Origin of the sequence: Acinetobacter sp. 1294243, from assembly GCF_000588015.1 — a bacterium.
In the GTDB taxonomy this organism is placed as follows: Bacteria; Pseudomonadota; Gammaproteobacteria; order Pseudomonadales; family Moraxellaceae; genus Acinetobacter; species Acinetobacter pittii.
Genome location: NZ_JFXG01000001.1, coordinates 535,228 through 548,655, shown reverse-complemented (window position 1 = coordinate 548,655; position 13,428 = coordinate 535,228). Strand labels below are relative to the sequence as shown.

Here is a 13,428-nt window from a genome sequence, read left to right as displayed (position 1 = left end):
TAAAACCCACTTTTTGAGCAAAAGTGGGTTTTATTTAAAAAATGATAATTAAACTTTATCTTGCGTCTTGGTCTCAAAATCGCTGGCATCATGGCGTTCATGCAACTGTGTGGCTAAATCACCAAAGGTACGGTTGACCATACGGCCACGTTGTACCGCAGGGCGCGCTAGAATCGCATCTGCCCAGCGCTGAACATTTTTATATTGATCGACACCTAAAAACTCCGCACCGTTATACACCCAGTTTTTAACAAGACCACCATACCAAGGGAATGCTGCAATATCAGCGATGCTATATTCAGAACCAGCCAAATATTCGTTTTTTGCTAGATGCTTATCTAAGACATCAAGTAAGCGTTTTGTTTCCAAGGCAAAGCGGTTAATTGCATATTCAATTTTGACAGGGGCGTAGGCATAAAAATGCCCAAAACCACCACCTAGGTAAGGCGCGCTGCCCATTTGCCAAAATAACCAATTAAGGCATTCAGTACGTGCAGCAATATCAGTTGGAATGAAAGCCTTAAATTTTTCAGCTAAATAAAGCAAAATTGAGCCAGACTCAAATACTCTTAATGGCGGGTTTTGGCTATGGTCAACCAATGCTGGAATTTTAGAGTTTGGATTAGCTTCTACAAAGCCACTACCAAATTGCTGTCCTTCACCGATTTTAATCAGCCATGCATCATATTCAGCATCTTGATGTCCTAGCGCTAAAAGCTCTTCTAATAAAATAGTGACTTTTTGACCATTAGGCGTTGCTAAAGAGTAGAGCTGGTGCGGATGTTTCCCTACTGGAAGTGTATGCTCGTAACGCGCACCTGAGGTAGGTTGGTTTAAATCGGTTTTTTCTCCAGTCCATTGCCAAACTTGTGGAGGAATATAGTTTGAATTACTCATTTTTTATCTCATGTTTGGTGTAAATATAAGGATTTATTTATGTCGCAAGGCAAGCCATTTTTGTACGATCGGACGCTGCCATTGCAGTAATGCATAGGTTTTTAAACGCTGTGGTACGGTATCACCATTTTGAATAAGGCGTTGCAACATCAGGGCAAGTTCAGCATCCACAATGCTCCATGAACCAAAAAGAAATTCCGCATCAGACGCAAGAAGTTTTTCTGCAACAAAGAAAAGTTTCTCGGCTGCTTTTTTGCCTTCTTCTGAAAGTGGAGTGAAGGTGGGCTGAATAAAAATAACATCGGTTGGACGCTCAGTTCTTAATGCAACTAAGTCTGATCGGAGCCATGCCTGAATTTGTCTTGCTCTTGCGCGTGCTTGAATATCTTTTGGATAAATAGCTGTGTTTGGATAAAGCTCTTCTAAATATTCCAAAATGGCAGAAGATTCTGATAAGGCAAAATCGTTATGTTCAAGTACAGGCACTTTGGCAGTTAATGACTTTGCTACATAAGATTTTTCAAACTGGCCTTGCTGGCCTAAGTTGATGGTCGCTATTTCAAATGGAATTTGTTTTTCATGTAGCCCTACAAAAACTGTAAACGCGTAGGGGCTTAGAAATTGTGAATCTGTGTACAGCTTAAAATGTTCATTATTCATTGTTATTGTCCATGTCATAAAACAATCGGATCTAGTCTAAGTGAGCTGATCCAAGATTGGGTAGCTTTTTTGTGGAAAAGCTTTATCGGTTTTTGAATTAAGCCATTTCAACGTTAGGGCTTAATGTGCTGAAAATGCTGACGAACAATACTAAGCCACGCCTGTACTGCTGGTGAGACAGGAAGATTCTTTTTCCAAGCCATCACTAAATGCCACTGAATATTTGGTTTCTCGAGTGGCACTGCTGCAAATAAACTAGGGTCAAGCATGTCGGTATAATACTGCGGGAGAAGTGCAATCCCCATTCGCTGTAGCACCATGTCTGCCAAGAGGTGCCATTGGCTAGTACGACAAGCAATGGTTGGGTAAAAACCATGCTGCTTACAAGCATCAAGGATAATACTGTTTAAAGAAAAATTTTCTGGAAACATTAAAAATGATTGATGTTGTAACTCTTCTAGATTTATTTTTTTGCGGGTTGCCCAAGTGGCATCACGACGTAAAAGTACCATTAAAGGGTAGTTACATAGCTCAATGCTATTAAAGATTTGCTCATCAAAAGGCTGCAATAAAACGCCAACGTCTAGTTCATTGTTAAGCAAAGCTTGCTCAATACCGCGTGAACCAACCTCCATAAAAGCCAATTCAATATCCGGTAATTGCTGATGATAATCAAATAGGGCAGTCGTTAAGAGCTGCGAGCCTAAAGGCGGAACGCCAAGTTTTAAAGTTCCTGTTTTTAATTGTTGGTAGTTTTCAATTTCAAGAAAGATGTTCTGTTCTGCTTGAAGAAGCTCAATCGCATGTTGATAAATTCGCTCTCCAATTTCAGTTAACTCAATTTGTCTTTTACGGCCGTGATCGGGTTTAACCAAAAGCTGTACCTGAAGTTGCTCTTCAAGTTGCTGTAATATTTTACTAATAGTGGGTTGAGTCAGATACAACTCTTCAGCAGTACGGGTAAAACTTTTAGTTTTTACCAGTGTAACGAAGCATTGTAATGATTTTAGTGAAAGCATAATAAAGAATAAATTATTCCATTTTAGAATAATATTAGCATGAATAATTCATATTTAGCAGATTTAACCAAGATAGCATAATGGTGTAGTTAACCATTTAATTTCACAAAATGAGTACTGAATCTGCTTCTGGCACACCCACACCACCTTCACTTTTAGTTTTAGTTAAACAAATTTTGATTTTGGCTGGATTTTGGTGGGTCGGATATCTCTTACATCAAAAACTTGGTGTGCCTGTATCGGCAGGCATTTTAGGTATGTTTTTATTGCTTTTATGCCTGTTCTTTAAAATTATCAAAATGGATCAGGTGGCAGTGGGAGCAACTGTTGTTTTAGGTGAACTGTTGCTGTTTTTCGTGCCTGTTGTAGTCGCCGTTGTTCAGTATAAAACTTTGTTTATGACCGAAGGCTGGCAAATTGTGTTGAGCATTGCGGTTGGGACCATTTCGGTCATGCTCAGTACGTGCCTGACGATTCACTACTACAATCGTTTAAAGGCTTATTTACAGGCTCGAAAACGTCTTCAACATAAGCATATCTAAGAGAAAATGACATGAATATTTGGTCAATTCTTTGTCTGATCTGGACTTTGGCAGCCTATGTTGTGGCAAAGCGGATCTATCAGAAAAATCCAAAACTTTGGTTATCACCCGCGATTAGTGTACCTGTACTCACCATTATTTTGATGACGATTTTTGGAATTTCCTATCAAACTTATGCAGAAGATACGCAGTGGATTGTTAATTTATTAGGGCCTGCAACAGTTGCTTTCGCTGTACCGATTTATCGTTATCGGGAAACGATTCGTAAAAACCTTGGCGTCCTTTCGATTGCAATTATTGTGGGCATGAGTGTAGGTGTGATGTCAGCCTATGAGATGGCGCAGTGGTTCCACTTTAGCCCTGAAGTGACCAATAGTTTGATGGCACGTTCTATTTCCACACCATTTGCCATGATTTTAGCGGAAGATATTCACGGTTCGGCAGCATTGGTTTCTTTATTTACTGTCATTACGGGTTTGGTCGGTATGATTTGTGGTGATGCAATTTTAGCGATTACTAAAATTCGTTCTAATGTGGCCAATGGGGCAGCCTTCGGAAATGCAGCCCACGGTTTTGGTACAGTTAGAGCACAGCAACGCAATAGCGAAGAAGGTGTAATTGCCAGTTTAACCATGGTCATTGCAGGTATTTTAATGGTACTGATTGGGCCATTTGCGATTCATCTATGGTTGCTGTTGTAGATTTTATCTAACTTGATTTGTCATGTTGTTGAATAATTCTTGATAGTTTTTTGATGGCCTGTCTCATCAGCTCCGGTTCAAAATCACCTAAGCCAACAATTAAACCCGGACGTTGTTGTTCTTGTGAAAATGTCGGTGAAATTGCTTTAATGGCAATGCCTGCATCGACTGCCGAGCTTGCAACGTAAATATCATTAATATGCTGAGCAAGCCATAACACCATATGCATGCCTTGATCGCCCGGCTGTAACCAAGCCAGTTCTTGAGGTATGTATTTTTCAATCAAGCCAATAATGTATTCTCGGACTTCTGCATAGACATTTCGAGTGCGTCGAATATGTCGTTCCAAATAACCCTCTTGAATAAAAGCTGCCAAAACGTGCTGGTCGGCAGCAGGTGGGTGTCGATCAATTAATACTCTGAGTCCACAAAAAGATGCTACCAACTCTTTAGGCAATACTGCATAACCAAGTCTAAGTGATGGAAATAGGACTTTACTGAAAGTGCCAAGATAAATGACTTGGTCGGGTGCCATGCCTTGCAAAGATGGGAAGGGCTGTCCGTTATAGCGAAGTTCACTGTCATAGTCATCTTCAATGATCCAAGCATTTTGCTGTTTTGCCCAAGCCAATAAAGCCGTACGTCTTGCAAGACTCATCGGCATACCAAGTGGATATTGGTGAGACGGTGTCACAAAAGCAGCACGTGCATGTTTAGAAAGTTTAATTCCTGCTTCAACCTGAATACCTTCTTCATCGACAGGAACACGCACCATCCGAATGTTTTGTACAGCATGTTCAAAAATGGCTGTCGTACCCCGATAAGCTGGATCTTCAATCCAAACTTCATCTTTTGCTTCAAATAAAATCTGACTGCAAATATAAAGTGACTGTTGAATGCCGGGTGTAATCACAATTTGTTCAGGTTCGCAGTGGACAGAACGTGACCGTCGTACATAGTCTGCTATAGCAATTCTTAGTGATAATACCCCTTGGGATTCGCCGTATCCTGAAGGTGCACCTGCACCTCGTGATCTAAATTTATTACCAAATTTACGCCAAATATCACTTGGTTGAGTACGTCCAACGGGGACAGATACCGCAAAAGGAACATGGGGAAGTGGCTTAAATTCATCAAGCACTTTGGCATAAGAACGTGCCGATTTGGTCAAAGAGATCGAGTTAGGTTTATTTTCTTTTGAAGAATGTTGTATTACAGATGTTTTAACCAAAGCATGAGACACATAAGTGCCAGTTCGTGGTTGAGAGTCAAACACACCTTCAGCTAAAAGCTGATCGTAAGCTTCAATAATAGTTCCTCGTGCGACCCCAAGTGTTTGAGCCAGTTCGCGTGAAGAAGGCAACGGATCGCCGGGCTGTAAATCACCACTTTGTACAGCTTCGCGTAAAGCTTGAGTCAGTTGAGCACTTATCTTACCTTTGCTTTTATCAATCTTCGCAATAGACGGAAGTTCAACAACTTTTGCCATTCTGGCCATAATTCTGGTCTACTTAAAAAAATACAAAGTGGTTCTTTTTAATAAACCACATAAACCAGAAAATTTACAACACAAAATATAAATAACCCTGATATTTACAGTGAGGTTTTGAGCCATGTATATCCCCGATGATTATGCAGAAAACCGTTTGGATGTATTGCATTCTCTTATTACCGCATATCCGTTTGGCGTGCTTTTTACGCATGGAAGTAATGGCTTAGATGCAAACCATCTTCCATTCGAATTACAGGCAAATGAAGGGGAATTGGGTGTACTACGTGCGCATGTGTCTAGAGTTAATCCTGTCTGGCAGGACATTAAAAATGGAGATGAGGTGTTGGTCGTGTTTCAAGCAGGCGATGCTTATACTTCACCAAACTGGTACCCATCCAAACATGAACAGCACAGACAAGTACCGACATGGAACTATAGGGTTGTGCATGCTTATGGCAAAGTAACCATTCGAGATGATGAACGTTACGTTCGTGGGGTTGTGGCTCCTTTTAACCCCACTCATGAAGCATCTCAACCCGAACCATGGAAAATGTCCGATGCACCAAAAGACTATCTTGAACCGATGTTAAAGGCGATTGTGGGAATAGAAATTGAAATTACCAAGCTGCAAGGAAAATCAAAACTTGGGCAAAACAAAGAACGCCGAGACATTTTAGGCGCAGCAGATGGCCTATCAAAATCTGGTCATCAAACTATAGCGGACGCTATGTATAGTGTGGCTAAGTTAAATAAATAATTTTGAAAATATAAAACTTTAATATCAATTGAGGAGACAAAGATGTCTTTTACTACACCTGTTGAGTTGGTAGGTGAGCACGTTATTTTAAAGCCCTTAGACTTAACTCAAGCTGAAGCGCTCAAAGAGGCTGTTTGTGATGGGGAACTCTATAATCTTTGGTATACCCGTGTGCCAAGACCTGAACAAATGGCTGCTGAAATTGAAAGACGTCTCGGTTTGCAAAAATCTGGTTCTATGCTGCCATTTTATATTGAAGACCGAAAAACGGGGCGGGCGTTGGGCATGACAACCTTAATGCATATTGAAGAAGCCCATCGCCGTGTAGAAATTGGTTCGACGTGGTACCGCAAATCTGCACAGCGTACGCCTGTAAATACTGAATGTAAAAAGCTATTGTTGGCTCATGCATTTGAGACTTTAAATTGCATTGCAGTCGAGTTACGCACATCTTCTTTAAATGTTCAAAGTCAAGCCGCGATCATACGTTTGGGTGCAAAGTTAGACGGTGTACTGAGAAGCCATCAAATTGTGAAAGATGACATTTTGCGGGACACTCATGTTTACAGCATTTTAAAACATGAGTGGCCTTCGGTTCGCCAAAATCTGGAATGGATGTTGAATAAACCACGTTAAAAGGAATTTTAAGCAAGCTGTTTTTCTCTTTTTTGGCTTAGCCAGAAGAGAGAAGCTGTGATAATCATTAACCTGAAGTTAATAACTGCTGATTTAGGTTGATTGATCAAAAGTCCATAAAGCGTTTTTATAGATTCAGAACAAAACTGCGATCTATATAGGTAAGCACATGGAAGGATCAGTTCAGAATAAAGAACGGTTATGGACAAAGCGGCGTCATGCTAAACAACTAAAACTAGAGATGGCAAACCAATATACCGATGGTGTGGTAATTCCAACTCAAGACATTATTAAAGTTTTAGAAACCTTAATTACACCAGGTGATAGAGTTGTACTCGAAGGGAATAACCAAAAGCAGGCAGATTTCCTTTCGCGTTCTTTGGCTCAAACCAATCCAGATATTTTGCACGATTTGCATATGATTATGCCAAGTGTCGGGCGTTCGGAACACCTTGATCTGTTTGAAAAAGGGATTGCGCGTAAGCTCGATTTTTCTTTTGCTGGCCCACAAAGTTTACGTATTAGTCAGTTAATTGAAGATGGACTATTAGAGATTGGTGCCATTCATACCTATATCGAGTTGTATTCACGTTTGGTGGTCGACCTCATTCCAAATGTGGTGCTCTCAGCGGGCTTTATGGCAGACCGTCAAGGCAATATCTATACAGGTCCAAGTACCGAAGATTCTCCAGCACTTATTGAACCCGCGGCTTTTAGTGATGGTATTGTGATTGTTCAGGTCAATGAACTGGTTGATGATGTCTCGGAGTTACCACGTGTCGATATTCCTGCTTCTTGGGTGGATTATGTGGTGGTGGCAGATCAGCCATTTTATATCGAACCGTTATTTACTCGTGACCCCAAACACATCAAGCCAGTGCATGTGCTTATGGCCATGATGGCAATTCGCGGAATTTATGAAAAACATAATGTGCAATCGTTAAACCATGGTATTGGTTTTAACACTGCGGCAATTGAACTGATTTTACCGACCTATGGAGAGTCTTTAGGTTTAAAAGGAAAAATCTGCCGAAACTGGACTTTGAATCCGCATCCAACTTTAATTCCAGCGATTGAAACAGGTTGGGTTGAGAGCGTACATTGTTTTGGTACTGAACTCGGTATGGAAAAATATGTTGCTGCTCGTCCCGACGTTTTCTTTACAGGTCGTGATGGCGCTTTACGTTCCAACCGCATGATGTGTCAGCTTGCAGGTCAATACGCTGTTGATCTATTTATTGGCGCAACTTTGCAAGTTGATGGCATGGGACATTCTTCGACTGTCACCAAAGGTCGTTTGGCTGGTTTCGGTGGTGCACCAAACATGGGGCATGATCCGCGTGGCCGTCGTCACGATACGCCAGCATGGCTAGATATGCGCTTGCAAGGTGCCAATGAAACAGAAACCTATTTGGCACGTGGTAAAAAACTCGTTGTGCAAATGGTGGAAACTTTCCAAGAGGGCGGTAAGCCGACTTTTGTAGAGCGTCTTGATGCCATTGATGTTGCTAAAACAGCTGGCCTACCTTTAGCACCAATCATGATTTATGGCGATGATGTGACCCATTTACTCACCGAAGAAGGCATTGCTTATCTATATAAAGCAAGCAGCCAAGAAGAGCGCCAAGCCATGATTGCTGCTGTGGCAGGTGTGACCAGTATTGGTTTAACTCAAGACCCTAAAACAACAGCACGTTTAAGAAGCGAAGGCTTGGTGGTATTCCCTGAAGATTTAGGTATTCGCCGCACCGATGCAACACGTGAGCTTTTAGCTGCGAAAAATATTGCTGACTTGGTGACATGGTCCGATGGTTTGTATCAACCACCTGCAAAATTCAGGAGTTGGTAATGATGGCACAAGTTCAATATCAAAAACTTAGTGATAGTCATCTTTTGTCAGATATGGCGGTCGAGGCTTTAATTGAGGAAGTTAATCTGACGCCTAAACCAGCCTTGGTAGATCGCCGTGGCAGTGGTGCACATGATGACCTGACTTTGGAATTAATGGAGCGCTCTGCGAAAAGTTTAGGACCCATGTTTGAAGCGATGGCTCAAGCTGCAAAGCATCACGGAAAAGTCTGTTTAGCTTTACGTGAAGACATTGGTGAAATTGGTCGCCAAGGTGAAAAGACCATGATGTTGGCAACAGATGGTGTTAACACACACCGCGGTGCAATTTGGGCCTTGGGTTTAATGGTTACGGCAGCAGCATTGGCGCGCACCAATCAACAATATTTATCGGCTGTTGAACTATGCCAGTTAGCAGGCCAGATTGCTCAGCTTGAAGATCGTTTTATTCCAAAGCAGGCTTTAAGTCATGGTCAACAAGTACAAAAGAAATTAGGCATCTTAGGTGCTAAAGAACAGGCTCAACAAGGTTTTCCAACTATCGTAAATTTTGGCTTAAAGCAGCTTTACCAAAGTCGTAGTAAACCTATGAAAGAAGAGTTCACTCGCTTAGATGCCTTACTTGCCATGATGACTGATCTAACCGATACCTGTGTGCTTTATCGATCTGGAATATCTGGCTTAAAGCGTATGCAACAAGGTGCTCAGCAAGTACTGGATTTGGGCGGCAGCTCAAGCTTAGAAGGTCGACGTGCTTTGCATCTTTTAGAGATTGACTTGCTTCGGATGAAAGCTTCTGCTGGTGGTGCCGCAGATTTGTTGGCAGCAACACTATTTGTAGATCGTGCTGAGCAGTCATCCGGAAAAAATAAAAAGGGATTTTGATTATGGAAACACTTCATTTTGAATTTGTGGCCACAGAGCCACCTGTAAAAAAAGCACTAGTAGGATGTGTCGGCTCTGGCGATTTAGAAATTTTGATGGAACCTGGTGAAACAGGAAAAGCTTCTATTCACGTGGTAACTTCGGTAGATGGCAGTGCAGCACGTTGGCACAATCTTTTTGAACGGATTTTTACTGCGCAAATACCGCCAGCGGTCAATATTGATATTCATGACTTTGGTGCAACTCCCGGTGTCGTTCGCTTACGTCTGGAACAAGCATTGGAGGAGATAACTCATGACTGATATTCAGAGTTTGTTAAATAAACAAGATTTTATTGAACTCAGCGTCAGAGAGCGTGCCAAAGCGCTATTAGATGAAGGGACTTTTCGAGAGCTACTCGACCCATTTGCACGTGTTATGTCGCCTTGGTTGGCTCAGCAAAATATCGTGCCGCAAGCCGATGATGGTGTAGTGATTGCAAAAGGATCGATTCAAGAACGCCCAGTGGTTTTAATTTCTATTGAAGGTTTATTTCAAGGCGGAAGTTTAGGTGAGGTGGGCGGTGCCAAAATTGCGGGTGCCTTAGAACTTGCAGTTGAAGATAATCTAAAAGGTATTCCAACAGCGGCAATTTTACTATTAGAGACGGGCGGCGTTCGCTTACAAGAAGCAAATCTGGGTTTGGCTGCAATTGCTGAAATTCAGGCTGCAATTGTGAACTTACGTCAGTATCAACCCGTCATTGCTGTAGTTGCAGGCAGTGTAGGGTGCTTCGGTGGTATGTCAATTGCGGCTGGGCTATGTAGCTATATTGTAATGACAAAAGAAGGACGTTTAGGCTTAAATGGCCCGCAAGTAATTGAACAGGAAGCTGGGGTACAAGAATACAACGCCAAAGATCGTCCATTTATATGGAGTATTACGGGTGGTAATCAGCGTTTCGCTAGTGGTTTGGCAGATGCTTATGTTGACGATGATCGCCAGAAAATTCGTGAGCAAGTCATCGATTATTTAACTCAAGGTGTGCCTCAGCAGCATCGTAGTTCAAACTACTCATTCTATTTAGCGAAGTTACAACAAGTCGATACTGCTGAGCAGATTACCCCAGCACAGGTACAAGCTTTGTATCAAGGAGAGCAAGCATGAATATCGCCGTTGATACATTAAAAGCATCTACACGTGGTGCACATTGGTTTAGAGCACTCACGCAGGGATTTAAGACAGTTGAAGGTTTTCCAACTTCAGTTTGGGTGGCTGATGGTCAAATCGATCAACAAGCAGTACGTGTTATTGCTGTTGTTCAAGACGGCAATAATCTGTTCCCACGCGCAAGACAAGGTGAAGTTGGACTCTTGGAAGGTTGGAGTTTGGCAAAAGCGGTTGATGACGTGATACAGACTGATGCACAAGCTGAAACTAAACGCGGCATTTTATGTTTGGTTGATGTCCCGAGTCAGGCCTATGGGCGCCGTGAAGAATTATTAGGTATTCATCAAGCTTTAGCAGGTGCAGTAGATAGCTATGCTAGAGCTAGATTGGCAGGTCATCCTATTGTGAGTTTATTGGTTGGTAAGTCGATGTCGGGTGCTTTCTTGGCGCATGGATACCAAGCCAATCGTATTATTGCCTTAAAAGATTCAGGTGTTATGGTGCATGCGATGGGTAAGGAATCTGCTGCACGCGTTACCTTAAGATCGGTTGATGAGTTAGAGCAATTGGCTTCCAGTATTCCTCCAATGGCTTATGACATTGAAAGTTATGCAACGCTGGGTTTGTTATCTGAACTGTTATCTGTCGAAAACCCTGAACAACCGACAAATGATGATCTTTCATTAGCAAAACAGGCAATTGCACAAGCGTTTAAAGAAATTAATGCCGATCAATCTAGGGGATTGGAACAAAGACTGCATGGCCAAAACCGTCAAATGTCTAAAAAGGTCCGTGAGTTATTGCGCGAGCAATGGTCATGAAACTTAAGCTCGAAGCCCATGATTTACTGTGGGGCATGACGGTCGATTGCTTAGCCGCTGATGCTCCGCATTGGGTGAGAGAGGTATTGCAACGAGGTGATCCTGTTGTGGTTCGTCGGGCAATTACTCCTGTAGATCAGGTGGCTGTGGGTGTAAGAGGACAATTTCGTTATCAACGATATGCAGCTCAAATGCGACTATCAGCAATCAGCAATCAGCTTAAGCCAGAAGCGCTGACTCGCATAGATACGCAACAGTTTGAGCACTTGGCAGAACGTTTACAGAACATTTCTAGCATTATGAAAAATTTTTCAGGATGTTGGGGATATACAGGAAGTTTTGGGTTTGAACTGGCAACGGGCATTAAAACAGTAACCGAGCAAAGTGACATAGATCTGTTGATTCGAGCTGAACAGCCTTTTGCTAAAAAGCAGGCGGTTGAGCTACTCGAAAATTTTCAGCAAGCAGGGCTGAATGTGGATATACAGCTTCAACTTCCACAAGGCGGTTTGGCATTAAAAGAATGGGCTGGGAACAGTGGAAAAGTTCTATTGAAACGTCCTGATGGTGCTGTTTTAGTAGAAAACCCATGGAATTAGGGAATAGATATCATGGCTTCAATTTGGGTATATCCGGGGCAAGGGGTGCAACGAAGCAATATGTTGCACGATTTACCTCAAACCGCTCTGGTTAAAGAATACCTTGAGCGTGCATCGGATGCACTCAAAGAAGATGTCTTGATGCTAGATAGTCCGGCTGCATTGCAGTCGACACGTGCAGTACAGCTGTGTTTACTTATTTCAGGTGTGGTGAGTTCAGCCCTATTAACTGCTGAAAACTTAACACCAGATTATGTTGCGGGTTTGTCGATTGGTGCATGGTCGGCGGCGGTTGTAGCAGGAGTTTTAGCCTTTGAGGATGCAGTCCGTTTCGTTGCCTATCGAGGTGAACTTATGCAAAACGCTTACCCCACTGGATATGGCATGACAGCTCTGATTGGTACAGACCGTGCAGCTGTTGAAACATGGGTCAAACAGATTTATGAAATAACGTCAGAGGTTTATGTCGCAAATATTAATGCACATAACCAGATCGTTATTTCAGGAAGCTTTACAGCCATGAACCAAGTTGCTGCTTTAGCAAGGCAACAAGGCGTGGTGGCAAAAAAACTAGATGTATCGGTGCCATCGCACTGTGAATTATTAAGTCAGCAAGCAAAGCAACTTGCAGCGTCTATGGAGGGAGTGACTTTAAAGCAGCCTAAAATACGTTATTTAAGTGGTACAACTGCTCGTACACTGGGCAGGCCAGAACAGATTGGTGATGACTTAGCTTTTAACATGAGTCGAACTGTAGATTGGGAAAGTACTATCCAAGCTGCATGGGAGCGAGGTGTAAGATTGCAGATCGAAGCTTTACCGGGAACGGTGCTTACTACACTTGCACGTCGAATATTTAAAGAAGGAACTGTATTGTCATTTCAGGGAACACGTTTAGACAGCATTCAGTTAGCAATGCAAAATGAAAATAACGCTTCTTTGTAATTACAATATAAATTAAAAATTCAGTAATAACCCAAGGATATGAGGGATTTACAATGATTATATATGGAACAGCAATATTAGCGATCTGCCATTTATTAGGCGACTATCTTGGCAACACATTAGGCATGGTATTAGGTGTTAAAGCGAATGTCGGTGGCGTTGCTATTTCAATGATTCTGTTGATCTTATCTAAAGAACTATTGGCAAAAAAAGGTTATTTACCTCAAGTCACACAATTTGGCGTCTTGTATTGGTCAGGTATGTATATTCCGATCGTTGTTGCGATGTCGGCAGGTCAAAATGTCGTTGCAGCTTTATCGGGTGGCATGTTAGGGCTGATTGTCTCTATTGCATCGTTAATTGGCACGGTTTTAGTCATCCGTTATTTAAATAGAATTAGTGGTGACTATGAAACCTATGAATGGACAATAGAATCTAAGGAAAAAATAGCCTAAGCAACATAAACTACAAAAAGTT

General features: G+C 42.0%; 16 protein-coding genes. 12 read left to right on the top strand and 4 right to left on the bottom strand.

Annotated elements, in window-relative coordinates:
• Positions 1-48: 48 nt before the first annotated feature.
• The 3 genes from yghU to J655_RS07490 form a co-directional block, all read right to left on the bottom strand.
• A complete protein-coding gene (yghU, locus tag J655_RS07500) occupies positions 49-897 on the bottom strand; it encodes a glutathione-dependent disulfide-bond oxidoreductase (RefSeq protein WP_032042244.1) in 849 nt (282 codons plus the stop codon).
• A gap of 33 nt (positions 898-930) precedes the next feature.
• The gene (gene yfcF / locus J655_RS07495; protein WP_032052216.1) at positions 931-1,557 is read right to left on the bottom strand and encodes a glutathione transferase; all 627 of its coding nucleotides are present in this window, start codon (positions 1,555-1,557) and stop codon (positions 931-933) included.
• 113 nt (positions 1,558-1,670) lie between these two features.
• The gene (locus J655_RS07490) at positions 1,671-2,576 is read right to left on the bottom strand and encodes a LysR family transcriptional regulator (protein ID WP_032006752.1); all 906 of its coding nucleotides are present in this window, start codon (positions 2,574-2,576) and stop codon (positions 1,671-1,673) included.
• A gap of 110 nt (positions 2,577-2,686) precedes the next feature.
• On the opposite strand from J655_RS07490, the gene J655_RS07485 reads away from it, so the two are divergent.
• Positions 2,687-3,118, top strand: a complete 432-nt coding sequence (locus tag J655_RS07485) for a CidA/LrgA family protein (RefSeq protein ID WP_032006751.1) — start codon at positions 2,687-2,689, stop codon at positions 3,116-3,118.
• 11 nt (positions 3,119-3,129) lie between these two features.
• On the top strand, positions 3,130-3,819 hold the full coding sequence (locus J655_RS07480; protein ID WP_002157453.1) for an LrgB family protein: 690 nt from the start codon (positions 3,130-3,132) through the stop codon (positions 3,817-3,819).
• 7 nt (positions 3,820-3,826) lie between these two features.
• On the opposite strand, the gene J655_RS07475 is transcribed toward J655_RS07480, so the two are convergent.
• A complete protein-coding gene (locus tag J655_RS07475; protein ID WP_032052215.1) occupies positions 3,827-5,317 on the bottom strand; it encodes a PLP-dependent aminotransferase family protein in 1,491 nt (496 codons plus the stop codon).
• Between the two features lie 115 nt (positions 5,318-5,432).
• Between J655_RS07475 and J655_RS07470 the strand changes: the two genes are divergently transcribed.
• The 10 genes from J655_RS07470 to madL all read left to right on the top strand — a co-directional run bounded on the left by J655_RS07470 (position 5,433) and on the right by madL (position 13,406).
• Entirely contained in the window at positions 5,433-6,068 is a 636-nt protein-coding gene (locus tag J655_RS07470) for an FMN-binding negative transcriptional regulator (RefSeq protein WP_032052214.1), read from the top strand.
• Positions 6,069-6,110: 42 nt separating this feature from the next.
• Complete coding sequence (locus tag J655_RS07465) at positions 6,111-6,704, top strand: GNAT family N-acetyltransferase (protein WP_032006723.1); 594 nt, start codon at positions 6,111-6,113, stop codon at positions 6,702-6,704.
• Positions 6,705-6,873: 169 nt separating this feature from the next.
• Positions 6,874-8,553, top strand: coding sequence for a malonate decarboxylase subunit alpha (gene mdcA / locus J655_RS07460; protein WP_032006722.1), 1,680 nt, complete (start codon positions 6,874-6,876; stop codon positions 8,551-8,553).
• Positions 8,553-9,437: a triphosphoribosyl-dephospho-CoA synthase gene (locus J655_RS07455; RefSeq protein WP_032006721.1), complete on the top strand. Its 885-nt coding sequence runs from the start codon at positions 8,553-8,555 to the stop codon at positions 9,435-9,437. The genes mdcA and J655_RS07455 overlap by 1 nt, the downstream gene beginning before the upstream one ends.
• A 2-nt stretch (positions 9,438-9,439) precedes the next feature.
• Positions 9,440-9,739 (top strand): malonate decarboxylase subunit delta, encoded by a 300-nt coding sequence (locus J655_RS07450; RefSeq protein WP_013198183.1) that lies wholly within the window; start codon positions 9,440-9,442, stop codon positions 9,737-9,739.
• Positions 9,732-10,583 (top strand): biotin-independent malonate decarboxylase subunit beta, encoded by an 852-nt coding sequence (locus J655_RS07445; protein ID WP_032006720.1) that lies wholly within the window; start codon positions 9,732-9,734, stop codon positions 10,581-10,583. Before J655_RS07450 ends, J655_RS07445 begins: the two co-directional genes overlap by 8 nt.
• A complete protein-coding gene (gene mdcE / locus J655_RS07440) occupies positions 10,580-11,407 on the top strand; it encodes a biotin-independent malonate decarboxylase subunit gamma (protein ID WP_032052213.1) in 828 nt (275 codons plus the stop codon). Before J655_RS07445 ends, mdcE begins: the two co-directional genes overlap by 4 nt.
• The gene (locus J655_RS07435) at positions 11,398-12,006 is read left to right on the top strand and encodes a malonate decarboxylase holo-ACP synthase (RefSeq protein WP_065421941.1); all 609 of its coding nucleotides are present in this window, start codon (positions 11,398-11,400) and stop codon (positions 12,004-12,006) included. Before mdcE ends, J655_RS07435 begins: the two co-directional genes overlap by 10 nt.
• A 12-nt stretch (positions 12,007-12,018) precedes the next feature.
• Positions 12,019-12,951 (top strand): malonate decarboxylase subunit epsilon, encoded by a 933-nt coding sequence (gene mdcH, locus J655_RS07430; protein ID WP_032006717.1) that lies wholly within the window; start codon positions 12,019-12,021, stop codon positions 12,949-12,951.
• A 53-nt stretch (positions 12,952-13,004) separates the two neighbouring features.
• Positions 13,005-13,406 carry a malonate transporter subunit MadL gene (madL, locus tag J655_RS07425; RefSeq protein ID WP_002114391.1) on the top strand — a complete coding sequence of 134 codons (402 nt, stop codon included), beginning with the start codon at positions 13,005-13,007 and terminating at the stop codon, positions 13,404-13,406.
• Positions 13,407-13,428: the final 22 nt, after the last annotated feature.